Annotated in this window: 18 protein-coding genes; 14 read left to right on the top strand and 4 right to left on the bottom strand. The window is 73.0% G+C overall.

Annotated elements, in window-relative coordinates; translation table 11 throughout:
- Window positions 1-18 precede the first annotated feature (18 nt).
- The 3 genes from SRB17_RS28805 to SRB17_RS28795 all read left to right on the top strand — a co-directional run bounded on the left by SRB17_RS28805 (window position 19) and on the right by SRB17_RS28795 (window position 3,087).
- Complete coding sequence (locus SRB17_RS28805; RefSeq protein WP_194294173.1) at window positions 19-1,527, top strand: aromatic amino acid ammonia-lyase; 1,509 nt, start codon at window positions 19-21, stop codon at window positions 1,525-1,527.
- Entirely contained in the window at window positions 1,524-2,396 is an 873-nt protein-coding gene (locus SRB17_RS28800; protein ID WP_153543101.1) for a MurR/RpiR family transcriptional regulator, read from the top strand. The genes SRB17_RS28805 and SRB17_RS28800 overlap by 4 nt, the downstream gene beginning before the upstream one ends.
- A 106-nt stretch (window positions 2,397-2,502) precedes the next feature.
- Window positions 2,503-3,087, top strand: a complete 585-nt coding sequence (locus SRB17_RS28795) for a hypothetical protein (protein WP_323376373.1) — start codon at window positions 2,503-2,505, stop codon at window positions 3,085-3,087.
- A gap of 28 nt (window positions 3,088-3,115) precedes the next feature.
- Here SRB17_RS28795 and SRB17_RS28790 read toward each other — a convergent pair whose 3' ends face one another.
- Window positions 3,116-4,516: a diaminopimelate decarboxylase gene (locus SRB17_RS28790; protein ID WP_153543100.1), complete on the bottom strand. Its 1,401-nt coding sequence runs from the start codon at window positions 4,514-4,516 to the stop codon at window positions 3,116-3,118.
- A 121-nt stretch (window positions 4,517-4,637) separates the two neighbouring features.
- On the opposite strand from SRB17_RS28790, the gene hutU reads away from it, so the two are divergent.
- From hutU to hutI, 4 genes are all read left to right on the top strand, one after another.
- Window positions 4,638-6,302 carry a urocanate hydratase gene (hutU, locus tag SRB17_RS28785; protein ID WP_153543099.1) on the top strand — a complete coding sequence of 555 codons (1,665 nt, stop codon included), beginning with the start codon at window positions 4,638-4,640 and terminating at the stop codon, window positions 6,300-6,302.
- A 215-nt stretch (window positions 6,303-6,517) separates the two neighbouring features.
- A complete protein-coding gene (locus SRB17_RS28780; protein ID WP_194294172.1) occupies window positions 6,518-7,720 on the top strand; it encodes an allantoate amidohydrolase in 1,203 nt (400 codons plus the stop codon).
- Window positions 7,717-9,069, top strand: a complete 1,353-nt coding sequence (locus SRB17_RS28775) for a formimidoylglutamate deiminase (protein WP_323376372.1) — start codon at window positions 7,717-7,719, stop codon at window positions 9,067-9,069. The genes SRB17_RS28780 and SRB17_RS28775 overlap by 4 nt, the downstream gene beginning before the upstream one ends.
- Window positions 9,070-9,098: 29 nt before the next feature.
- On the top strand, window positions 9,099-10,274 hold the full coding sequence (gene hutI, locus SRB17_RS28770; protein WP_153543097.1) for an imidazolonepropionase: 1,176 nt from the start codon (window positions 9,099-9,101) through the stop codon (window positions 10,272-10,274).
- 48 nt (window positions 10,275-10,322) lie between these two features.
- Here hutI and SRB17_RS28765 read toward each other — a convergent pair whose 3' ends face one another.
- Window positions 10,323-11,897 carry an RICIN domain-containing protein gene (locus tag SRB17_RS28765; RefSeq protein WP_153543096.1) on the bottom strand — a complete coding sequence of 525 codons (1,575 nt, stop codon included), beginning with the start codon at window positions 11,895-11,897 and terminating at the stop codon, window positions 10,323-10,325.
- A 313-nt stretch (window positions 11,898-12,210) separates the two neighbouring features.
- Complete coding sequence (locus SRB17_RS28760; protein WP_153543095.1) at window positions 12,211-13,107, bottom strand: RNA polymerase sigma factor SigF; 897 nt, start codon at window positions 13,105-13,107, stop codon at window positions 12,211-12,213.
- Window positions 13,108-13,352: 245 nt separating this feature from the next.
- Here SRB17_RS28760 and SRB17_RS28755 point away from each other — a divergent pair, with 245 nt between their 5' ends.
- The 6 genes from SRB17_RS28755 (at window position 13,353) to SRB17_RS28730 (ending at window position 19,091) form a co-directional block, all read left to right on the top strand.
- The gene (locus SRB17_RS28755) at window positions 13,353-13,730 is read left to right on the top strand and encodes an STAS domain-containing protein (RefSeq protein WP_153543094.1); all 378 of its coding nucleotides are present in this window, start codon (window positions 13,353-13,355) and stop codon (window positions 13,728-13,730) included.
- Window positions 13,731-14,062: 332 nt separating this feature from the next.
- Entirely contained in the window at window positions 14,063-14,632 is a 570-nt protein-coding gene (locus SRB17_RS28750) for an ATP-binding protein (protein WP_153543093.1), read from the top strand.
- A gap of 216 nt (window positions 14,633-14,848) precedes the next feature.
- Window positions 14,849-15,526 (top strand): LPXTG cell wall anchor domain-containing protein, encoded by a 678-nt coding sequence (locus SRB17_RS28745; RefSeq protein ID WP_323376371.1) that lies wholly within the window; start codon window positions 14,849-14,851, stop codon window positions 15,524-15,526.
- Between the two features lie 177 nt (window positions 15,527-15,703).
- On the top strand, window positions 15,704-16,705 hold the full coding sequence (locus tag SRB17_RS28740) for a hypothetical protein (RefSeq protein WP_228396348.1): 1,002 nt from the start codon (window positions 15,704-15,706) through the stop codon (window positions 16,703-16,705).
- The gene (locus tag SRB17_RS28735; protein WP_323376370.1) at window positions 16,702-17,805 is read left to right on the top strand and encodes a hypothetical protein; all 1,104 of its coding nucleotides are present in this window, start codon (window positions 16,702-16,704) and stop codon (window positions 17,803-17,805) included. Before SRB17_RS28740 ends, SRB17_RS28735 begins: the two co-directional genes overlap by 4 nt.
- Window positions 17,802-19,091, top strand: coding sequence for a hypothetical protein (locus SRB17_RS28730; RefSeq protein ID WP_323376369.1), 1,290 nt, complete (start codon window positions 17,802-17,804; stop codon window positions 19,089-19,091). The genes SRB17_RS28735 and SRB17_RS28730 overlap by 4 nt, the downstream gene beginning before the upstream one ends.
- Before the next feature lie 84 nt (window positions 19,092-19,175).
- Here SRB17_RS28730 and SRB17_RS28725 read toward each other — a convergent pair whose 3' ends face one another.
- Window positions 19,176-20,681, bottom strand: a complete 1,506-nt coding sequence (locus SRB17_RS28725; RefSeq protein WP_153543092.1) for an oligopeptide:H+ symporter — start codon at window positions 20,679-20,681, stop codon at window positions 19,176-19,178.
- A gap of 509 nt (window positions 20,682-21,190) precedes the next feature.
- On the opposite strand from SRB17_RS28725, the gene SRB17_RS28720 reads away from it, so the two are divergent.
- The gene (locus tag SRB17_RS28720; RefSeq protein ID WP_020940464.1) at window positions 21,191-21,868 is read left to right on the top strand and encodes a response regulator transcription factor; all 678 of its coding nucleotides are present in this window, start codon (window positions 21,191-21,193) and stop codon (window positions 21,866-21,868) included.
- Window positions 21,869-21,921: the final 53 nt, after the last annotated feature.

Here is a 21,921-nt window from a genome sequence, read left to right as displayed (position 1 = left end):
GAGGGGAGTATGGGCGTGATGTCGTCTCGCATCGTGGACGCGCCGGAGATCTTGCGCTCCGCGACCGTGGTCCTGAACGGGTCCCGACTCGGCGTCGAGGACGTCGTACGGCTCGCCGACGGCGCCGCGCACCCCGTCCCCGATCCCGCCGGGATGCGGCGCGTCGAGCACTCCTGGAACGCCGCCCGGCAGATCGCCGCCACCGGACGCGTCTACGGCCGCTCCACCGGCGTCGGCGCCAACCGGAACGAGGACGTGCCCACCGAGGCCGCCGCCGGGCACGGCCTGCGCCTGCTGCGCAGCCACGCCGGCGCCATCGGCGAACAGCTCCCCGCCCGCCAGGTCCGCGCCATGCTCGCCGTCCGTGCCAACCAGCTGCTGGCCGGCGGCGCGGGCCTCAGGCCCGGCGTGGTCACCGCCCTGTGCGAGGCACTGGACAGCGGCGCGTACCCGGTCGTCAACGAGTTCGGCTCCGTCGGCACCGGCGACATCGCGGCCCTCGCCCAGGTCGGTCTCGCGCTCGCCGGGGAACACCCCTGGCGCGGCACGGGCGCACCCGGGCCGCAGCCCCTCGACAACAACGACGCCCTCGCCCTGATCAGCAGCAACGCCCTCACCCTCGGCCAGTCCGCGCTCGCCCTGCACGAACTGCGCGGGCTCATCGGCGCCACCCAGGTCGTCGCGGCCCTGTCCCTGCTCGCCGTCGACGGCTCCCATGAGGCGTACGCCGCACCCGTGCACGCCGCCCGCCCGCACCGGGGCAGCACCGAGGTGGCCCGGCGGATGCGGGAGCTGATCGGCGCCGCCGACCGGCCCACCCCGCCGCTCGGCCGGATCCAGGACCCCTACGGCTTCCGCTGTCTGCCCCAGATCCACGGCCCGGCGCAGGACGCGGCCGACGCCCTGGAGCAGGTGCTGGACGTGGAGATCAACGCGGCCGCCGAGAACCCGCTCATCGCCCCCGAGGACCTGGCCGCCTACCACCACGGCGGCTTCTACCAGGCCCAGCTGGCCCTCGCCCTCGACCACTTCAGGCTCGCCCTGACCCAGGTGGCCCGGCTGTCCACGTCCCGCCTGTCCACCCTCAACGAGCCCGCCTACACCCGGCTGCGCCCCTTCCTCGCCGACCACGAGGCGGCCTCCTCGGGCGTGATGATCCTGGAGTACGCGGCCGGAGCGGCCCTCGGCGATCTGCGGGCCTTCTCCGCCCCCGCCTCGCTGGGCCACGCTGTACTCTCCCGGGGCGTCGAGGAACAGGCCAGCTTCGCCTCGCTCGCCGCGCGGCAGACCCTGCGCGCGTGCGGTGCGTATCGTCTGGTGGTCGGCTGTGAACTGGTCGCCGCCGTCCGCGCGCTGCGCCAGCGCGATCTGCGGCCCGACCCCGGGCTGCCGGCCGGCCGGGCGTTCGCGCTCGCCGAGTCGGTCCTCGACGCCGACCCGGCCGACCGGCCGCTCACGGACGACGTGACGGAGGCGGCCGCACTGCTCGACCGGTTCACGGACATCTGGAGGGGGAGCGCGTCATGAGCGTGGACAGGAGTACCGAGGCGGCACCGGGCATGACCGACAGCCCCGCCAACCGGCTGCAGGCGCTCTTCGAGGGCCACCGGCTCACGCCGACCCAGCGCCGGATCGCGCACAGCATGGTCCGGCGGGCCGCCGACGTCCCGTTCCTGTCCAGCGTGGAGCTGGCCGAGCTGGCCGGGGTCAGCCAGCCGTCGGTGACCCGGTTCGCCGTGGCGCTGGGCTTCGACGGCTATCCGGCGCTGCGCAAGCACCTGCGTGAGGTCGTCCCCACCGAACCGGCCGCCGATGCGGGTGCCTTCAACGAGTACCAGCAGGCCGTCGAGGCCGAGATCGAGAACCTCAGGCACCTCGCCGACCTGCTCGCCGACCCGCGCCCGGTGCAGCGGGCCGGCCGGATCCTGGCCGCCTCCCGCCCGCTGCCGGTGCTCGGCCTGCGCGCGGCCGCCTCCCAGGCCTACGGCTTCGCCTACTTCGCCGCCAAGGTCCACCCGGACGTCCGGCTGCTCAACGAGGGCGGCACCATGATCCAGGACCGGATCGACGCGGCCGTCCGCGCCGGCGCCTCCGCGTTGCTGTGCTTCGCCCTGCCCCGGCATCCGCGCGAGGTCGTGGACACCCTCGCCTACGCCAAGGACGTCGGCCTGACCACGGTCACGGTCGCCGACTCCGCGTTCGCGCCGGTCGCCAAGTACTCCGACCTGCTGCTGCCCGCCGCCGTCGGTACCGGGCTCGCCTTCGACACCGCGTGCGCGCCGATGCTGCTCGGACGGGTGCTGCTGGAGGCGGTCTGCGACGACCTGCCCCAGGCGCAGGCCCGGCTGGAGGAGTTCGACGCGAAGGCGGCGTCCCGCGGGCTCTTCGTGGAGTGACGGCCCGTGCCGACGTCCGCCCGCTCTCATGTTCGTCTCACGTTCGGCCACTAGCGTCCCCAGGAGACTCAAGGCGCTTTACGGACACGTGACACGGGAGGCTGACGTGGCGCGCGGAGGACAGGGGCTGGCCCGGGTGGCCGTCGTCGTACGGGCGGGGGCCGCTCCGCTGTGGTGGTCCGGGGTGTTCGCCGCGGGGATCGGGGCGCTGCCGCCCGGGCTGACCGGGCGCCGGATCGGGCTGCTCGCCGGGGCGGCGCTGTTCCTCGCCGGCGCGGCGGTGGTGGCGCTGGTGCGGCGGGGCCGGTACGGCGCCCTCGCCCGCGGCCCGGCCCGCGCGGGCAAGTACGACGTGCTGCAGGACCGGGCGGTGACCGTGCGCAACTGGCGCCGGGGCCATCGCTGGTGGCTGCTGTCGGCCTTCGCCGCCGCGCTCGGCTCCTCCTTCGCGGTGCCCGCGGCCGGCGGCATGCTGCTGGCCGGGCTGGGCACCGGGCTCAGGGTGAAGGCCGCCTGGATCGGGCGCCGCGAACGCGCCGAGGAGACGCTGCTGTGGGTGCGCGTCGACTGGCTCGACCGGCGCGGCGGGAGCCCGGCGGGCAAGGCCGTCAAGGGCCTGCGCGGCACGGGCATCGCGGCCGGCGACGCCGCCCCGGGCGGGTCCCGCCGCCGTACCGCGGCGCTGGTCTGACGCTTTGTCGAGGGTGCCCGGGGGTGTGTCAACGGCCTCCCGGCGCCCGGAGCGTCGTGAGCGCGTCCGCGTGCGCCCCGCCGGACTCCGCCACCACCTCGGCGATGGTCTGCGGCTCCCGTACGGTCCCGAAGGCGATGCCTGACGAGCCGTCCGGTGCGAAGCCGTAAATGCCCGGCCGGACCAGGGAGTTGTAGGCGTAGTGGTGGGCGAAGTAGTACGCGCCCGTGTCGAGCGCGGCGGCGTAGTCGCCCTGCTCCAGCAGGGGCAGCGTGCGTCCCTCCGCCAGCAGGTCGCCCGAGAAACAGGCAGGCCCGGCCACGTCCTGCACCGCCTCCGGCCCCGGCTTCGGCCGCCCCTTGGCGTCGTACGCGGCGATCCGCAGCGGCCACGCCCCCGGCGCGTACACGGTCCGCGTCGCCACCTGCACGCCGGCGTGCGTCACCGCGATCCGCCGCCCGCCCGCGCTCTTGGCGTACTCCACCCGGGCCACCACCGTCCCGTGCTTGGCCAGCAGCGACCGCCCGAACTCGGTCACCAGCCCGTACCGCCCGTCGAACAGCCCCGGCACCTGCTCGGCCAGCAGCCGGGCGTACCGCGCGTACGAGGGTGCCGTCGCCTCGGCCGCGAAGTTCACCGGCAGCCCGCCGCCGATGTCGAGCGTGTCGACCTGCCGCCGGCCCGCCCGCCGGTTGATCTCCTCCGCGAGCGCGTACGTCTCCGCCACGCCCCGCGCCAGCAGCGTCAGCGGAATGCCCTGCGAGCCGGTGTGCGCGTGCAGCCGGGTCAGCCACGGCCGGTCCAGATACGCCCGTACGACCCACTCGCGCGCCCCCTCGTCGCGCAGCGCCACCCCGAACTTGGAGGTCTCCGTCGCCGTCGAGGTGGCCCCGATCGCGCCGCCGCCGACCTGCGGGTTCACCCGGACGCCGAGCGGGGACCCGGTCGCCGAGGACCGCACCAGGGCGTCCAGGCGGTCCAGCTCCTGCGGATTGTCGGCGTTCACCGCGATGCCCAGCGCCAGCGCCTCGCGCAGCTCGGCCGGGGTCTTGGCGGGCGAGTCCAGCACGGTCCGGGCCGTCGGCACCCCGGCCGCCCGCGCCAGCGCCAGCTCGCCCGGGCTCGCCACCTCCGCGCCGATGCCCGCCTCGTGCAGCAGCCGCAGCACAGGCACCAGCGGGGTCGCCTTCACCGCGAAGGCGTGCAGCACCGGCGTCCCGGGCGGCACGATCGCGTCGAACGCCGCCCGCAGAGCCGCCGCCGACTCCCGGATCCCGGTCACGTCCAGCAGCCCCACCACGGCCGCGTCCGGCCCCAGCAGACCCTGCTCCACGGCGGCGCGCACCGCCTCGTCCCGCCGCGCGGCGCGCTCCCGCGCCTCCATTTCGAGCTCCCGCTCCACCGTCTCTCCCCTCGTGTCCCCTCGCATTCGTCTCGCGTGCATCCAGCCAAACACCGACGGCGCGCGGACGGGGCCACCCCCATGTATTGACTAGTTCTATTCAGATAGACAGGATGTGAATAGACAGTGCAACAGGAGGAGGCAGACGATGTCGGGACCCCGCCCCGTACGAGCACCGCGCGGCACGGAACTGAGCGCCCTGGGATGGCAGCAGGAAGCCGCCCTGCGCATGCTGCAGAACAATCTCGACCCCGAGGTCGCGGAGCACCCCGACAAGCTCGTCGTCTACGGCGGCACCGGCAAGGCCGCCCGTGACTGGCGCTCCTTCGACGCGATGGTCCGCACGCTGAAGACCCTCAAGCAGGACGAGACCATGCTGGTCCAGTCCGGCCGCCCGGTCGGCGTGATGCAGACCCACGAATGGGCCCCGCGCGTCCTGATCGCCAACTCCAACCTCGTCGGCGACTGGGCCAACTGGGAGGAGTTCCGCCGTCTGGAGGCCCTCGGCCTGACCATGTACGGCCAGATGACCGCCGGCTCCTGGATCTACATCGGCACCCAGGGCATCCTCCAGGGCACCTACGAGACCTTCGCCGCCGTCGCCGCGAAGAAGTTCAACGGCACCCTCGCCGGGACCATCACCCTGACCGCCGGCCTCGGTGGCATGGGCGGCGCCCAGCCGCTCGCCGTGACCATGAACGACGGCGTCGCCATCTGCATCGACGGCGACCCGCGCGCCATCGAGCGCCGCATCGAGCACCGCTACCTGGACGTCAGGGCCGACTCCCTCGACCACGCGCTCCAGCTGGCCACCGAGGCCCGCGACGCCCGCCGCCCGCTGTCCATCGGCGTCCTCGGCAACGCGGCCGACCTGGTCCCGCAGCTGCTCGCGATGAACGCCCCCATCGACATCGTCACCGACCAGACCTCCGCCCACGACCCGCTGTCCTACCTGCCGGTGGGCGTGGCCTTCGAGGACATGGCCGACGAGGCGGCGAAGGACCCGGCCGGCTTCACCACCCGTGCGCGGGAGTCCATGGCCAAGCACGTCGAGGCCATGGTCGGCTTCATGGACGCCGGTGCCGAGGTCTTCGACTACGGCAACTCCATCCGTGGCGAGGCCCAGCTGGCCGGCTACGACCGGGCGTTCGCCTTCCCCGGCTTCGTCCCCGCCTACATCCGCCCGCTGTTCTGCGAGGGCAAGGGCCCGTTCCGCTGGGCGGCCCTGTCCGGCGACCCCGCGGACATCGCCAAGACCGACAAGGCGATCCTGGAGCTCTTCCCGGAGAACGAGTCCCTGGCCCGCTGGATCAAGATGGCCGGTGAGCGCGTCCACTTCCAGGGCCTGCCCGCGCGTATCTGCTGGCTCGGCTACGGCGAGCGCGACAAGGCCGGCGAGCGCTTCAACGACATGGTGGCCTCCGGTGAGCTGGCGGCTCCGCTGGCGATCGGCCGCGACCACCTGGACTGCGGGTCGGTGGCCTCGCCGTACCGCGAGACCGAGGCCATGCTCGACGGGTCCGACGCGATCGCCGACTGGCCGCTGCTGAACGCGATGGTCAACGTGGCCTCGGGTGCGTCGTGGGTGTCCATCCACCACGGTGGTGGCGTGGGCATGGGGCGGTCCATTCACGCAGGGCAGGTCACCGTGGCCGACGGTACGAAGCTGGGTGGCGAGAAGATCCGGCGGGTGCTGACCAACGACCCGGGTATGGGTGTCATCCGGCATGTGGACGCCGGGTACGACATCGCGGAGTCGGTCGCCGGCGAGCGCGGGGTCCGGGTGCCTATGCGTGAGGGTGGCGAGGCGTGACCCAGGGTTCTGGTGAGCCGAGCGGCAACGGTCCGGTGGGGGTTGGTCTCCCGTCGCCGTCTGCCGCTTCGGCTGTGCCCATCCTCCCCCACTCTCAACTTCGTTCGAGCGGGGGGACCCCCATCGCCCTGCGGAACGACTGCCCACAGCCTGTAGGGCCTGCGGGTTCGAGCGGCGACGCCTCACAGCCCGTACGTGGTGCCTCCTTCCACGAGATGTGGCGCGAGCTGCTCCCCATCGGGCGGCACCCCGACTCCGGTGGCTACCGCCGTTACGCCTGGACCGGGGCCGATGTCGAGTGCCGGGCCTGGTTCAGGCAGCAGGCCGAAGACCGTGGGCTTACGCACGAGGTGGACCGGAACGGGAACCAGTGGGCCTGGCTCGGCGACCCCGCTGCCGGGGACGCCGTGGTCACCGGGTCCCACCTGGACTCCGTGCCCGACGGTGGCGCCTTCGACGGCCCTCTCGGTGTGGTGTCCTCTTTCGCGGCCCTCGACGAGCTGCGGAGCAGGAACGCGCGGTTCGCGAGGCCCCTGGCCATCGTCAACTTCGGTGACGAGGAAGGGGCCCGGTTCGGGCTCGCCTGTGTCGGGTCGCGGCTCACCGCCGGGCAGCTGACCGTCGAGCAGGCCCACCGGCTCATCGACGCGGACGGGATCAGCCTCCCGCAGGCCATGGAGGCCGCCGGGTACGACCCCGAGGGCCTCGGGGCCGACCCCGAGCGACTGGCCCGGATCGGCGCCTTCGTCGAGCTGCACGTCGAGCAGGGACGGGCCCTGGACCTGTCCGGCGACCGGGTGGGCATCGCCAGTGCCATCTGGCCGCACGGGCGCTGGAGGTTCGACTTCCGGGGCGAGGCCAACCACGCCGGCACCACCCGGCTGGTCGACCGCCGCGACCCGATGCTGTCGTACGCCGAGACCGTGCTCGCCGCCCGCCGCGAGGCCGAACTCGCCGGCGCCGTCGCCACCTTCGGGAAGATCGCCGTGGAGCCCAACGGGGTCAACGCGATCCCCTCCCTCGTGCGCGGCTGGCTCGACTCCCGCGCCGCCGACCAGGACACCCTGGACACGGTGGTCGGAGGCATCGAGAAGGCCGCACGGGAGTACGCGGACGCCCACGGCATCGATCTCGACGTCGTCCGGGAGTCCTTCACCCCGGTCGTCGAGTTCGACCACGCCCTGCGCGACGAGCTCGGCCGCATCCTGGGCAAGGACACCGGCCTGACGGTGCCCGTCCTCGGGACCGGTGCCGGACACGACGCCGGAATCCTCTCCGGCAGCATTCCGACCGCCATGCTGTTCGTGCGCAACCCCACCGGTGTCTCGCACTCCCCGGCCGAGTCCGCCGCCGAGGACGACTGCGTGGCCGGGGTGCGCGCGCTCGCCGACGTACTGGAAGGGCTGGCCTGCAGGTGACCAAGCGGACCTACTGGTTGGAGCACGCCTGGCTCGGCACCGAAGTCGAGCCGGGGGTGGTCGTCGAGACCGAGGGTGGGCGGATCGGTGCCGTGCGCACCGGGGCGCCCACCCCGCCGCCCGGCGCCGAGGTGCTGCGCGGGCTCACCCTGCCGGGGCTCGCCAACGCCCACAGCCATGCCTTCCACCGGGCGCTGCGCGGCACCGTCCAGGTCGGCTCCGGCACCTTCTGGACCTGGCGCGAGGTGATGTACTCCGTCGCCGACCACCTGACCCCGGACACCTACCACGCCCTGGCGCGCGCGGTGTACGCCGAGATGGCCCTGGCCGGCGTCACCTGCGTCGGCGAGTTCCACTACGTGCACCACGCGCCCGGCGGCACCCCCTACGCCGACCCCAACGCCATGGGCGAGGCGCTGATCGCGGCCGCCGCCGAGGCCGGCATCCGTATCACCCTCCTCGACACCGCCTACCTCGCCTCCGCCATCGTGAACAAGCACAGCGGTGAGCCGCCCAACCACCACCAGCTGCGGTTCTCCGACGGCAGCGCGGAGGCCTGGGCCGAACGCTGTTCAGTTCTCAAGGAACGGGATCACGCGCGGATCGGGGCGGCGATCCACTCCGTGCGGGCCGTCCCGGCCGGGCAGTTGGCGACCGTGGCGGGGTGGGCTCAGCAGCGTCGGGCCCCGCTGCACGTGCACCTGTCGGAGCAGACCGCCGAGAACGACGCCTGCCTCGCCGCGCACGGCTGCACCCCCACCCGGCTGCTCGCCGACCACGGCGTCCTCGGGCAGCGCACCACCGGTGTGCACAACACCCATCTCACCGACGAGGACATCGCCCTGCTCGGCGGGTCGGGCACCGGCACCTGCATGTGCCCGACGACCGAGCGGGACCTGGCCGACGGCATCGGCCCGGCCGTCGCCCTGCAGCGGGCCGGCTCCCCGCTCTCCCTCGGCTCCGACAGCCACGCCGTCATCGACCTGTTCGAAGAGGCACGCGCGATGGAGCTGAACGAGCGGCTGCGCACCCGCACCCGGGGGCACTGGACGGCCGCCGCCCTGCTGCGGGCCGCCACCGCCGACGGCCATGCCGCCCTCGGCTGGGACGAGGCCGGCACCCTCGAACCCGGCGCGCTCGCCGACTTCACGACGATCGCCCTGGACTCGGTCAGGACGGCGGGTCCGCTGCCCCGGCTGGGCGCCGAGACGGCCGTATTCGCTGCGGGCGCGGCGGACGTACGGCATACGGTCGTGGGCGGGCGGCATGTCGTACGGGACGGGGCGCACACGCTCGTACCCGACGTGCCGCAGGCGCTGTCCGCTGCCGTCGACGCCCTCCGCGGCTGAACCCCATCGCCCCCCACAAGGACGAGACCATGAGCAGCAGCACCGTCATCACCAACATCGCCACGCTGGTCACCAACGATCCCTCCCTCGGTGCCGGCTCCCCCCTCGGTCTGATCCAGGACGCGGCCGTCGTCATCGACGGCGACCGTGTCGCGTGGACCGGTGAATCCAGCAAAGCACCCGCCACTGACAATCGGGTCGACGCGGGCGGCAGGGCGGTGCTGCCGGGGTTCGTGGACTCCCACTCGCATCTGGTCTTCGCCGGCGACCGCACGCAGGAGTTCAACGCCCGCATGTCCGGCCGCTCCTACACGGCGGGCGGCATCCGCACCACGGTCGCGGCCACCCGGGCGGCGAGCGACGCGGACCTGGAGGCCAACCTCACCCGTTACCTCGGCGAGGCCCTCCGCCAGGGCACGACGACGTTCGAGACCAAGTCGGGCTACGGCCTGACCGTCGAGGACGAGTACCGCGCGCTGCGCCTCGCGGCGCGGCACACCGACGAGGTGACGTACCTGGGTGCGCACGTCGTCCCGCCGGACTACGCCGACGACCCGGCCGCCTATGTCGCCCTGGTCACCGGCGCGATGCTGGACGCCTGCGCGCCGCACGCCCGCTGGATCGACGTGTTCTGCGAGAAGGGCGCCTTCGACGGCGACCAGGCCCGCGCGATCCTCACGGCGGGCAAGGCCAGGGGCCTCCACCCCCGCATCCACGCCAACCAGCTCTCCTACGGCCCCGGCGTCCAGCTGGCCGTCGAGCTGGACGCGGCCAGTGCCGACCACTGCACCCATCTGACGGACGCGGACGTGGACGCCCTCGCGAACGGTGACACGGTGGCCACGCTCCTCCCGGGCGCCGAGTTCTCCACCCGCGCCGAGTGGCCGGACGCCCGCCGCCTGCTGGACGCCGGCGTGACGGTGGCCCTCTCCACGGACTGCAACCCGGGCTCGTCCTTCACCTCCTCCGTCCCCTTCTGCATCGCCCTGGCCGTGCGCGACATGCGGATGACCCCGGACGAGGCGGTCTGGTCGGCCACGGCGGGCGGCGCGGCGGCCCTGCGCCGCACCGACATCGGCCGGCTCACCCCCGGCGCCTACGCCGACCTCACCCTCCTGGACGCCCCCAGCCACGTCCACCTCGCCTACCGCCCTGGCGTACCCCTGGTCAGCGGGGTGTGGCGGCGCGGCGTACGCGTGGTCTGAGCGGGGACCGCCGACCGAGAGCGGCCCGCCTCACCGCGCCCCGCCGCCTCACCGCGCTCCCGCTCCCCACCGCTGCTCCCGTCCGCCGTCCAGGGGCTCCAGGGAGACGCCGTAGCGGCCGTCCGGGGTCACCGCCGTCTCGATGGCGATGTCGGGGCGGATCGTGCCGTCGGCGTCGACGGTGAAGCGGAGGTTGTCGCCGTTGCCGCCGTACACCGAGTCGCACGTCCAGATGCCCACGCCACGGTCGGTCGAGCCCCGGCTGTCCAGGCAGAAGTCGTCGTCGGCGCCCGAGCGAAGGACGCCCAGGTAGGTATCGAACCGCCAGCGCTGGGTGTCGGCGGAGGAGCAGGGGGCCGTGATGACGTCGTTGCCCTGGGACAGGTCGCCGTCGCGGATGTCCAGGCAGCGGCCCGTGGCCAGGTTCACCACCTGGGCGAAGGAGGTGCCGGGCGGTGTGAACGAGGGCGTCGGCTCGGGAGTGGGCTTTTGGGTGCGCGGCGGTCGCGTGGCCGTGCGGGACGGACTCGGCGTGCGGGAAGGGGGCCTGGAGGAGGGGGAGTTCGTGGGGGAGGGCGACGGGGGCGGGGTGACGGAGACCGTCGCCGTCACCGTCACCGGCGGCGGCGCGGGCGTCGCGGCCGTCGGCTGCTGGTCGTCGGTGTGTGCCGGGACGAGGACGAACACCAGCAGCGGGGTCAGGGCCACGCCCAGGGCCGCCGAGGCCAGCAGGACGCGGCGCCGGGGCGGCCAGGACGGACGTACGGTGGCGGGGCCCGGGGCGGCAAGAGGCTCCCCGGCGCGTATGTACGCCGTTCCGCTCCACGGCAGCAGGCCCTCCGCCAGGGTCTGCCGCGGCGCGTCCCGCAGGGCCCGCAGATCCTCGAACGCGGCCGTGCAGTGCGGGCAGCGGGCCATGTGGGCGTCCAGGTCGGCGCTGTGGCGCGGGCCGTCCGGCCGTACCGCCTCCTCGATCAGCCGGCGGAAGTCGGCGCAGTGCGGGTCGTCGGAGGCGGCGAGACGGTCACGCAGGCAGGCCTGGGCCAGGGCCTTGAGGGCCTGCGGGGTGCCGTAGGCCACGTCGACGCCGCTCAGGCCGAGGTAGGCGGCGGTGCGGTCCTGCGGCTCCGCCTCCAGCACGCCGTACCAGATCAGGCCCTGGGTACGGGAGGGCAGCGAGCGGAACGCCGGGAGCAGGGGCGGGGTGGGTCCCTCGGGCAGGCCGGACGCGTTCAGGACGAGCAGCAGCCCGGGGTCGACGCCGGCGGAGCGCTCGTCGCGTGCCCAGCCGGCCGCCAGCCGCGCGGTGAGCAGCAGCAGCCGGTGGCGCAGCGGGACGGCCGGGTCGACACCCCGGGCCGTCTCGCGGGCCGCCGTGGTGACGGCCTCGGCCGCCAGCCGGCGGGCGGCGGACTCGCTCGCGGCGCACAGCCGGGCGTAGGCCAGGACCGCCGGATGGTGCCGGCGGCGCAGCTCCTGCAGGGCGGGGTACGCCGTCGCCGTGGGGGAGCGGAGCAGTTCGGTCAGCCGGGCGTCCGGCGCGTCCTCGTGCTCCCCGCCCGTCGCGGTGTCTCCCGGACCGGTGCCGCCCGCCTCGGTTCCGCCCCCGTCCCCCTGAGCCATGCGTCCAGCCTCCTCGCACCCCCGGGGCACCGCGCCGTTGCGGCCCCCGGTCTGACATACCGGCCAGTAGCCAGTTCGGGGGGCCATAGTGGTCGAGGGGGACCGCCGGGAAAAGAGGTTTCCGCCGGTAACCACATAACGGTTGGGACCACGGGGGCAGTTGGCCCGGAGGTCCGGCCGGGAACCGGGAATGGCGGTCGGGATCAGGGATACCCGTGCCAACCGGACAGGTGGGTCCGGCCGCGCGGACGCCGCGGCGGCCCGGCACCGTGGCCGGGCCGCCGCGAAGGCGTCACAGCGGCGGACGCGGAGGTCACTCCTCGACCGTCAGACCCTTGCGCAGCCGTACCAGCGTGCGCGACAGCAGCCGGGACACGTGCATCTGGGAGATGCCGAGTTCCTCGCCGATCTCCGACTGGGTCATGTTCGCCACGAAACGCAGCGAGAGGATCTTCCGGTCCCGTGGCGGCAGTTCGGCGATCAGCGGCTTGAGGGACTCGACGTACTCGATCCCCTCCAGCCCGTGGTCCTCGTACCCGATGCGGTCCGCGAGGGCGCCCTCGGTCTCGTCCTCCTCGGGCTGGGCGTCCAGCGAGGAGGCGGTGTACGCGTTCGAGGCGGCCATGCCCTCGACGACCTCGTCGTCGGAGATGCCGAGCTGCTCGGCCAGCTCCTGGACGGTCGGGGCCCGGTCCAGCCGCTGGGCCAGCTCGTCCCCGGCCTTGGCCAGGTCCAGGCGCAGCTCCTGCAGCCTGCGCGGAACCCGCACGGACCACGAGGTGTCGCGGAAGAAACGCTTGATCTCGCCGATGATGGTCGGCATCGCGAAGGTGGGGAACTCCACGCCGCGGGTGAGTTCGAAACGGTCGATCGCCTTGATCAGGCCGATGGTGCCGACCTGGATGATGTCCTCCATCGGCTCGCTGCGGGAGCGGAAGCGGGAGGCGGCGAACTTGACGAGCGCGAGGTTGAGCTCGACGAGGGTGTTGCGGACGTACGAGTACTCGTGCGTCCCTTCCTCCAGCGACTCCAGGCGCTCGAAGAGGGTCTTGGACAAGGCCCGCGCGTCGACCGGGCCGATCTCGTCGTACGGGGGGATCTCCGGGAGTCCCTCGATGGGGTCGAGGGCGTCGATGGGATGATCCAGTTGTTCCGGTGGGGGTGTCGACGTCGCGATCGGGGTATGCGATGCGTCGAGCCGGGGTGACATGGCTGGTGTCCTCCATCGTTCTCGGCATATGGCTGCCGAAGCCGGTACGTGCACTACGGTGTGCGGCGCCTCCAAAGCCACGTGGGTAGGTGTCCTTACTAGCCCTACCCGCTCGACCGAGCCGACCGCAAGTGCGTTCTGTTCGGGTATGTCCGTTTCTGTGAGGTTCTTCGGGTGCCGGAGTGTGCGAGGAGGGCGTAATGTTCGAGGGCAGTCAGCGTCCGCGACCTCGGGAGAGAGACGGCATGGACCACGGGACGGTCGGCAGCGCACAGTCGGGCCGGCTTCTGGTGGAGGTGCGTGAAGAGGGCTCCACCGCCGTTGTGACACCGGCGGGTGAGCTCGATCACCACACCGCCGATCTTCTGCGTGAGCCCCTCGACGACCTCCTGGCCAAGGGCTTCTCGCGCCTGGTCGTGGATTGCACACGTCTGGAATTCTGCGACTCCACGGGGCTGAACGTCCTGCTCGGCGCCCGGCTGAAGGCCGAGGCCGCCGGCGGCGGGGTCCATCTGGCGGGTATGCAGCCGGTGGTCGCCCGAGTGTTCGAGATCACCGGCGCCGAGGCGGTCTTCACCGTCCACGACTCCGTGGAGGCGGCCCTGGCCGACGGCGCCGACTGAGTCCGCCGTCCCCGCCCTCCCGCGTGCCACCGGTCGCGGGCGGCCGCACCCGTCACGCCGAAAACAGGGGTGTTGTGCCGGATCGGCCGGGCAGGAGAGGGCAGGAGAAGGCGGGGCATCCCCTGACCGACGCCGGCCCGGACCGCCCCGGGACCGGCGTGACGACCGGACGGCACGTAGGTGCGACGGACGGGCGAGCAGGGCACCCCGCGCCGACGGCGGGCGTACGACGTACGGACGAGGTTCGTACGACGTACGGTACGGACCGGCCGGCACGGAGCAGTGCCGGCCCATTGAATCGTGAACTGGTGAATCGGTGAGGTGAAGCGCTGATGAGCACCACCCGGCCTTACTCGCCGGGCGACCGCGGCCCGGAGCCCAGCGGCGCTTCCGGGGCGTCCGAGGGGGGTGCGCCGACGGCAGGCGTGCCCACGGGGGCAGCCGCGCCGTCCGTGCCGCCCGGGCCCGCCGGCGGCACTCAGGACACCGGCGGGCCGCAGGTCCGCAGGATCGGTCTGCAGGGCGAGAGCGGGGTCGTCCCGCTCGCCCGCGACTTCACCCGCCAGGCGCTGTACGCGTGGGGCTGGCTGCCCGCCGCCGGCGCCGACCAGCGGGCCGCGGCAGAGGATGTGCTGCTCGTCGTCTCCGAACTGGTCACCAACGCCTGCCTGCACGCCGAGGGCCCCGAGGAACTCCTCCTGGCCTGCGACAACAAGGTGATCCGGATCGAGGTCTCCGACCGCGGCACCGGCCAGCCGGCCCCCCGCACCCCGCACCGCGCCGGCCGCCCCGGCGGCCACGGCATGTTCATCGTGCAGCGGCTCTGCCTGGACTGGGGCGTCGTCCGCACCGCGGGCCGCCCGGGCAAGACGGTGTGGGCGGAACTGGGCGCACCGGCGTAGCCGGCGGCCGCGCGCGGCCGTCAGTTCGACAGGACCGAACGGTTCCGGGCCCACCCTCCACTCCAGCCACGCGTCACACGCGCCGGATCGCCACAAGTCCGGCGTGTGATGCGTCTTCCCTCCTCGCGGCGCCCGGCGTACCTTGACGGCCGAATCTGATGCGTCGTCAGGAAATGCTCGTCGCAGCGAATCCGGAATGAATGGGGTGGACCGACCGTGTCGTACCCGAAACGAACCGCCGCGCTCGCGTCCGCCGCGGCCCTGGCAGGCTCGGTGGTGCTGCTGTCCGCGCCGGCCGCCCACGCCGACGTCGTCGATGTCAACTACCGCTGTCAGACCCCGATCGGCGTCAAGAGCGCCGTGTCGCCCATCGACATCAAGGGCGTCAAGAGCGGCAGCGGCTACAAGATCACCATGTCCTGGCAGAAGGGCGTCTCCTCCAGTCCCGTCGAACTGGGCAAGGGCGCGATGACCCCGAGCGCGAGCATCAGGCTGGGCGGCGCCGACAGCGGCACGCTGCCGGTCAGCGGGCCCGCCAACGCGGCCGCGATCCCCGCCAACACCCCGATCAAAATCAGTGACTTGACCGGCACGTACACGCCGAAGAAGACCGGCAAGGTCACCTTCACGCCGGGCACGCTGATCATCAAGGCGCTCGGCACGACGACGACCTGCACGCCGACCAACAGCCCCAAGCCGGGGCTCACCCTGGACGTGACGGCGGCGGGCGGCTCGTCGTCCTCGACCTCGGGCGGCTCCTCCGGCGGACAGCTCCCCCAGACCGGCCCCGAGGACAACGCGATCGCCCTCGCCACGCTCGGCGGCACGGTCCTCCTCACCGGCGCGGCGGGCACGCTGTGGCTGACCCGCCGCGTCCGGCCCGCCCGCCGCTGATCCCGTCCGACGACTGCCGACACCGGGGCCGACCGCCGAAACCGGGTCACCTGGTGAAGCCCCGGTGGCTGCTGAGGCCCGGACCGCCGCCGCCGAGCCCCGGGCAAGCCCCTCAAGCCCTTGCAGCCGCTGAAGCCGAGGTCGTCGCCGAGCCCAGGCCAACCGCTGGAGCCGCCCATGCCGTCCGCCGCCCGCGCCCTCACCCGCGCGCTGAGCTGTGCGTCGCCACGCCGCCGACGCCCGCCAGGGTCCCGCCCCCCGATCGGTCACCGGCGTGCACCCCGGACCGAGGCGCCGCTCTCTGCCCGCGCCGCCCTGCCCGCCGCCCTCTGCCTGTGCGCCGCGCTGGGTACGGCAGCCGGCGCCTCCGCCGCGCCCGCGGCGTGGTCCGTCGCGCCCGCGGGCGGCGGCCGTCCGTCCTTCTACGCCGAGGGCCCGCCGGGGACGGTCCTGCAGGACACGGTGGCCGTCACCAATCCCGGGCGGGCGCCGGTCGTCGTACGGCTGTCCGGAACCGGCCTGCGCGCGGTCTTCGCCGAGAAGGCCGAGACCGGGATACGCGTCCCGGCCCGCACCCGCGCCGAGGTGCCCTTCACGGTGACCGTGCCTGCCGGGGCCGCACCCGGCGACCGCTCCGGGGCCGTCGTCGCGCGGGACACGCGGGGGCGTACGGCGACCGTCCCGGTCCGGCTGCGCGTCGGTGGCCCGGCGCTCGCGGCGCTGACCGTCGAGCACCTCGCCGTGCACGCCGACCGCATCACGTACGAGCTGGTCAACCGCGGTACGACCGTCCTCGTGCCGAGACTCGCGGTGCGCGCGGACGGCGTGCTCGGCCGGGTCCTGGACCGTGCGCCGCGCGCCCTCCCCGTCCACCTGCGCCCCGGTGCCCGTCTGAAGCTCACCGAGCCCTGGCCCGACCGGCCCGCGCTGGACGCGGTCGACGTGCGGCTGACGGTCACGGCCCCGGGCGGAGCCCACGACACGGCGACCACGTCGGCCCGGTTCGTGCCGTGGCCGGCGGTGGCGGGGGCGGGCGGCGCGCTGCTGTGCTTCGGGACGGGCGCCTGGATCGCCGTACGCGGGCGGCGGGGCCGTACGCCGGCCGGAAGAGGACCGGGTCCCGTCGTCGACGAGGTCCCGTGTCCCGGTGAGCAGTTGACGGAAGGCGCGGTGAAGTGAGCGGGAAGGTGAGGGTCCTGCGGGTGCCTGCCGTGGTGGTGGCGCTGATCGCGCTGTTTCTGCCGGCCCTCGGCGGTCCGGCGCACGCGGCGGACGGGCCCGTCGTGAAGCTGTCGGTGACACAGGCCGGTGCCGGTGGCTCGGTCACCGTCACCGGCAGCGGCTGGCGGTCCCACACGCTGCTGATGCTGCTGGTGTGCGGGCGGGCCACACCGGAACGGGGTGTCATCGGCGGCACCAACTCCTGCGCCAACGGCGACGGCCGGGCCGTGACCACCGACGCGCAGGGCGCCTTCAGCCGGAAACTCCCCGTCGCCGAGCCGCCCGTGCCCTGCCCCTGTGTGGTGCACGTGGCCACCGTCACCGGCGCCAGGGCCGAGGCGGACGCCGTGCTGCAGGTCGCCGGGCATCCCGTCGCCCCGCTGCCCGCCGAGCAGTCCGGGGGGCGGCTGGCGATCCTGTCCGACACCCGGCTGACCGGATCCAGCGGCCTGCTCACCTGGTTCGGGGCGCCGCCGAGCCGCACCCTCGTCTTCACCGTCGGCAACACCGGCGCCGGCGCGATCAAGGACCCGGTGTTCCAGGTCGGCTCCGCGCACGGCGTCTTCGCCCCGCAGTGGGACGACCGGCAGTGGCACGGCACCCTGGCCCCCGGCAGGAAGGCCGAGGTCAGGCTGCCGGTCGAGCTGTCCGCCGGGGCGCACGGCGACTACATCGTCTCCCTGAAGTACGACGGCAGGGTCCTCGCCGAACAGCCGTGGGGTGTGGGCCGCCCCTGGGGCGTGACGCTGTTCTGGATCCTGCTCTGCCTGGTCGTCCCGGCCGCGTTGTTCCGCGTCGGCATGGCCGTGGTGGACCGGGTGCGGCCGCGCCGGCCGGGCGCCGCCCGCCTCACCCGCACCCTGCGCCTGCCCCAGTTGCCCCGGCTGCCCCTGCTGTCCCGCACCGGCGGCCGCGGCACCGAACCGCCCCCCACGAACCCGACCCTGCCGTGGTTCGCCCCGGACTCCGTCCCGGGCGACCCGGCCGGCCGGCTCTCCGCACCGCACAACGACAGTCCGACGAGTCCGACGACTCCCACCACGAAAGGACCGACGTGAGCATCCGAAGGAGAGGTACGGCCGCGGGCGCCGCGCTGGCGCTGAGCGGTGCGGGCGTCCTGCTGGGCCTCGCCGCGAGCCCCGCGCAGGCGGCCGAGGTGTCGTACGCCACCCACTGCGTGCCGCCCGCGGGCATCAGCCCGATCGACGGCACCACGAAGGTCGAGATCACCGCGCCGGCCACGGCGAAGGTCGGTGACACGGTGGACGTGGTGTGGAAGTTCGTCCAGGCCGCGTCCAAGAATCCCGACATCATCGACCTGCCCGCGAACTCCGTCCAGCCGTCCGGGGTGCTGAAGGCGGCCGGCGCGCAGGTCGCCGACATCGCGCTGCAGGGGACGCGCACGAACCCCGCGATCCCCAAGGGCGCCGCGATGGTGCTGTCCGACATGAAGGGCAGCATCAAGCTGACGACGGCCGGCGAGGTGACGCTGACGCCGGACGCCTACACCGTCAACGCGATGTCGACGGACACCAAGTGCACGCCCAAGGAGACCGTGCAGAAGGCGGCGACCATCCAGGTGACGGGAGACGGGGGCGGCACCTCCAGTTCGACACCGACCCAGTCCACGACACCGACCCGGTCGAGCACCCCCACCCAGTCGGCCACCCCCACGAGTACGGCCTCCCCCACGGCGACCGGCGGCAGTGGCGGCCAGACCGACTTCACCGGCAAGGAGGTGCAGGTCCCCTACGCCTGCAAGACCCCGATCGGCGACAAGAACGCGACCTCGCCGGTGCAGATCAACGCCAGGAAGAACGGCGGGAACTTCGACCTCACCGTGCAGTTCAAGAAGTCGGTGATGAACAGCCCCGCCGACATCCCCAAGGGCTCCGTGAAGCCGTCGATGGAGGTGGTGCTGGGCGGCGCCGACAAGGGCACGGTGCATGTGGAGGGTCCGACGAACGCGAAGGACATCAAGTCCGGCGACCCGATCGAGATCCCCGACCTCACCGGCACCTACAAGCCCGGCGCGAGCGGCACCTCGACGCTGTCCCCGGGCGTCCTGACGGTCAAGGCGCTCGGTACGACCACGACGTGCACGCCGACGAAGACCGCGGTCTCGCTCACCCTGGACACCAGCGGGCAGCCGGGCGGCGCCTCGGGCGGCACCTCCACCTCCGGCGGCTCGACGGGCGGCAGCGGCACCTCCGGCTCCGGTGGCCTCGCCGAGACCGGCGCGAGCGACCACGGCGCCCTGAAGGCCCTCGGCCTGGTGGCGGGCACGGCCATCCTGCTGGGCGGCGCGGTGTTCACGTTCATGCCGAAGCGCCGGACGCGTTAGTCTCCGGCGCACGAAAGAGGGCCACCGCATCCGGAGATGCGGTGGCCCTCTTCAGGAAGCCGCGTCAGGCGACGTCAGCCGACGTCAGTGGACGTCTCCCATGAGCGTGTTGACCTTCTTGCGGTACATCCACACCGCCGCACCGGCGATGACGGCGAGCACCGCCTCCAGGGCGACGAAGCCCATCTTGTCGAGGTTGATCCCGCCGACGGCCGGGTTCGAGATCAGGGCGGTGACGGAGTCACCCGCGGTGACCGCGAGGAACCAGACGCCCATCATCTGCGAGGCGTACTTCTGCGGCGCCATCTTCGTCGTCACCGACAGGCCCACCGGCGACAGCGTCAGCTCGCCGACGGTCTGCACGAAGTAGATCGCGACCAGCCACATCGCCGCGGCCTTGTGACCGCCCTCGGCGATCGACAGCGGGGCGAGGAAGAGGAAGAAGGACGCACCGATCAGCACCAGGCCGGAGGCGAACTTCACGATCGTGCTCGGCTCCTTGCCGCGCCGGTTCAGCCACAGCCACGCCCAGGCGAAGACCGGCGCCAGGGCCATGATCATGACCGGGTTGACCGACTGGTACCAGGAGACCGGGAACGTCCAGCCGGCGATCGAGTTCTTGGCCGAGCTGTCCGCGAACAGCGACAGGGTCGAACCACCCTGGTCGTAGATCATCCAGAACACGGCGGCGGCGACGAAGAACCAGATGTACGCGCGCACCTTCGACTTCTCGCCCGAGTCCAGGTCCTTGTCGCGCAGCATCCGCGCGATGACCAGGATCGGCACGATCAGACCGACGAGGGTGAGCGGGATCAGCGCCCAGTTCAGGGTGAAGTGGCCGGTGCCGCCGACGAGGCCGTAGAAGACCGCGGCGATGGCGAGCCAGATCAGGCCCTTGCGCAGGGTGGCGGACTTCTGCTCGGCGGTCAGCGGGGTCGGGACCTCGCTGCTCTTCGGGCTCAGGTGGCGGCCGCCGAGCAGGTACTGGGCCAGACCCAGCGCCATGCCGAGCGCGGCCAGCGCGAAGCCCAGGTGCCAGTTGACGTTCTCACCGACGGTGCCGATGACCAGCGGCGCGGCGAAGGCGCCCAGGTTGATGCCGATGTAGAAGAGGGTGAAGCCACCGTCGCGGCGGGCGTCGTCCGGACCCTTGTAGAGGTGGCCGACCATCGTGGAGATGTTGGCCTTCAGCAGACCCGAACCGATGGCGACGAGACCCAGGCCGACGAAGAAGCTGGCGGACACGGGGAGCGCCAGGCACAGGTGGCCGAGCATGATGATCACACCGGAGACGGCGACCGTCTTGCGGGGGCCGAGCACACGGTCGGCGAACCAGCCGCCGGGGAGGGCGAGCAGGTACACGAGGGACACGTACACCGAGTAGATCGCGGTCGCTGTGCCCGCGCTCAGGTGCAGGCCGCCCGGGGCCACCAGGTACAGCGGGAGCAGAGCCCTCATGCCGTAGTAGGAGAAACGCTCCCACATCTCGGTCATGAAGAGAGTGGCCAGGCCGCGGGGGTGGCCGAAGAAGGTCTTCTCGGACCCGGGGGTGCCCGGGCGGACCGAGTCCTTCGTCAGGCTGGACGCCATGGTCGTTCCTTGCTGGTCGGGACGCGCTTTTGGAGCGTTGCGCGCCCGGTGGGGGTGCGGCCGGCACCGGCACGGTCGGTCGTCCACCCCCAACGCCCGAGGGGAGCCCGCATCCGGGTCTCGGAAGCGGTGGACGGCGACCACCGGGATCCACGCCCCGTCGCGCGTCGATGCGCTGCGGAGCCCGGCCAGAGGTCATTCCTTTCAAGGCTGATCTTGATCAGCCCGCACACAAAAGAGACCTTCAGCGTCGTCTGCCCGCCAAAGGTCCCCGGGTGTACTACAGGCGTTCAGGTCACTGTAAGGCAGGACACTGCCGGATATGGAAGGACTTGAGACGCGGATCACAGGTGTCGGCGCAACCGCAGGAATGGAATCGAAGGTCTCTCCTACGATCGCATCCCCAGAGCCATGGTTCGTACCAGCGACGCGCCGACGGCGTTCGAAGGTAAGAGTTCGTGGAGGCGATCACACCCCAGCACCGTGCGCGGGCGGTCTACCATCACCTCATGACCCGTGTACTGCTCGCCGAGGACGACGCGTCCATCTCGGAGCCGCTGGCCCGCGCCCTGCGCCGGGAAGGTTACGAGGTCGAGGTGCGCGAGGACGGACCCACCGCGCTCGACGCCGGAATGCAGGGCGGCGTCGACCTGGTCGTACTGGACCTGGGCCTGCCGGGCATGGACGGCCTGGAGGTCGCCCGCCGGCTGCGGGCCGACGGCCACACCGTGCCGATCCTCATCCTGACCGCGCGGGCCGACGAGGTGGACACCGTCGTCGGTCTGGACGCGGGCGCCGACGACTACGTCACCAAGCCCTTCCGGCTCGCCGAACTGCTCGCCCGGGTACGGGCCCTGCTCCGGCGCGGTGCCGCCGAGCCGCAGCAGCCGCCGGCCACGCACGGGGTGCGGATCGACGTCGAGTCGCACCGGGCGTGGATGGGCGACGAGGAACTCCAGCTCACCGCCAAGGAGTTCGACCTGCTGCGGGTGCTGGTGCGGGACGCCGGCCGGGTCGTCACGCGCGACCAGCTGATGCGCGAGGTCTGGGACACCACGTGGTGGTCCTCCACCAAGACCCTCGACATGCACATCTCCTGGCTGCGCAAGAAGCTCGGCGACGACGCGGCGAACCCCCGCTACATCGCCACGGTGCGTGGAGTGGGCTTCCGCTTCGAGAAGAGCTGAGCTCCTCCCCGGGGGCCCTTCCCAGGGCCGGTGATCACCTCAGGTAACGGAAC

This window comes from Streptomyces sp. RB17, from assembly GCF_009604455.1.
Classification (GTDB): Bacteria; Actinomycetota; Actinomycetes; order Streptomycetales; family Streptomycetaceae; genus Streptomyces.
The sequence above is the reverse complement of the archived record's forward strand: the minus strand, read 5'-3'. Positions and strand labels throughout refer to the sequence as shown.

Bases quoted from the DNA above. Each gene is read 5' to 3' on its own strand.
- SRB17_RS28805 (WP_194294173.1), top strand. From the start codon at position 19: ATGTCGTCTCGCATCGTGGACGCGCCGGAGATCTTGCGCTCCGCGACC.
- SRB17_RS28800 (WP_153543101.1), top strand. From the start codon at position 1,524: ATGAGCGTGGACAGGAGTACCGAGGCGGCACCGGGCATGACCGACAGC.
- SRB17_RS28790 (WP_153543100.1), bottom strand. From the start codon at position 4,516: ATGCGAGGGGACACGAGGGGAGAGACGGTGGAGCGGGAGCTCGAAATG.
- hutU (WP_153543099.1), top strand. From the start codon at position 4,638: ATGTCGGGACCCCGCCCCGTACGAGCACCGCGCGGCACGGAACTGAGC.
- SRB17_RS28780 (WP_194294172.1), top strand. From the start codon at position 6,518: ATGTGGCGCGAGCTGCTCCCCATCGGGCGGCACCCCGACTCCGGTGGC.
- hutI (WP_153543097.1), top strand. From the start codon at position 9,099: ATGAGCAGCAGCACCGTCATCACCAACATCGCCACGCTGGTCACCAAC.
- SRB17_RS28765 (WP_153543096.1), bottom strand. From the start codon at position 11,897: ATGGCTCAGGGGGACGGGGGCGGAACCGAGGCGGGCGGCACCGGTCCG.
- SRB17_RS28760 (WP_153543095.1), bottom strand. From the start codon at position 13,107: ATGTCACCCCGGCTCGACGCATCGCATACCCCGATCGCGACGTCGACA.
- SRB17_RS28755 (WP_153543094.1), top strand. From the start codon at position 13,353: ATGGACCACGGGACGGTCGGCAGCGCACAGTCGGGCCGGCTTCTGGTG.
- SRB17_RS28750 (WP_153543093.1), top strand. From the start codon at position 14,063: ATGAGCACCACCCGGCCTTACTCGCCGGGCGACCGCGGCCCGGAGCCC.
- SRB17_RS28740 (WP_228396348.1), top strand. From the start codon at position 15,704: ATGCCGTCCGCCGCCCGCGCCCTCACCCGCGCGCTGAGCTGTGCGTCG.
- SRB17_RS28725 (WP_153543092.1), bottom strand. From the start codon at position 20,681: ATGGCGTCCAGCCTGACGAAGGACTCGGTCCGCCCGGGCACCCCCGGG.
- SRB17_RS28720 (WP_020940464.1), top strand. From the start codon at position 21,191: ATGACCCGTGTACTGCTCGCCGAGGACGACGCGTCCATCTCGGAGCCG.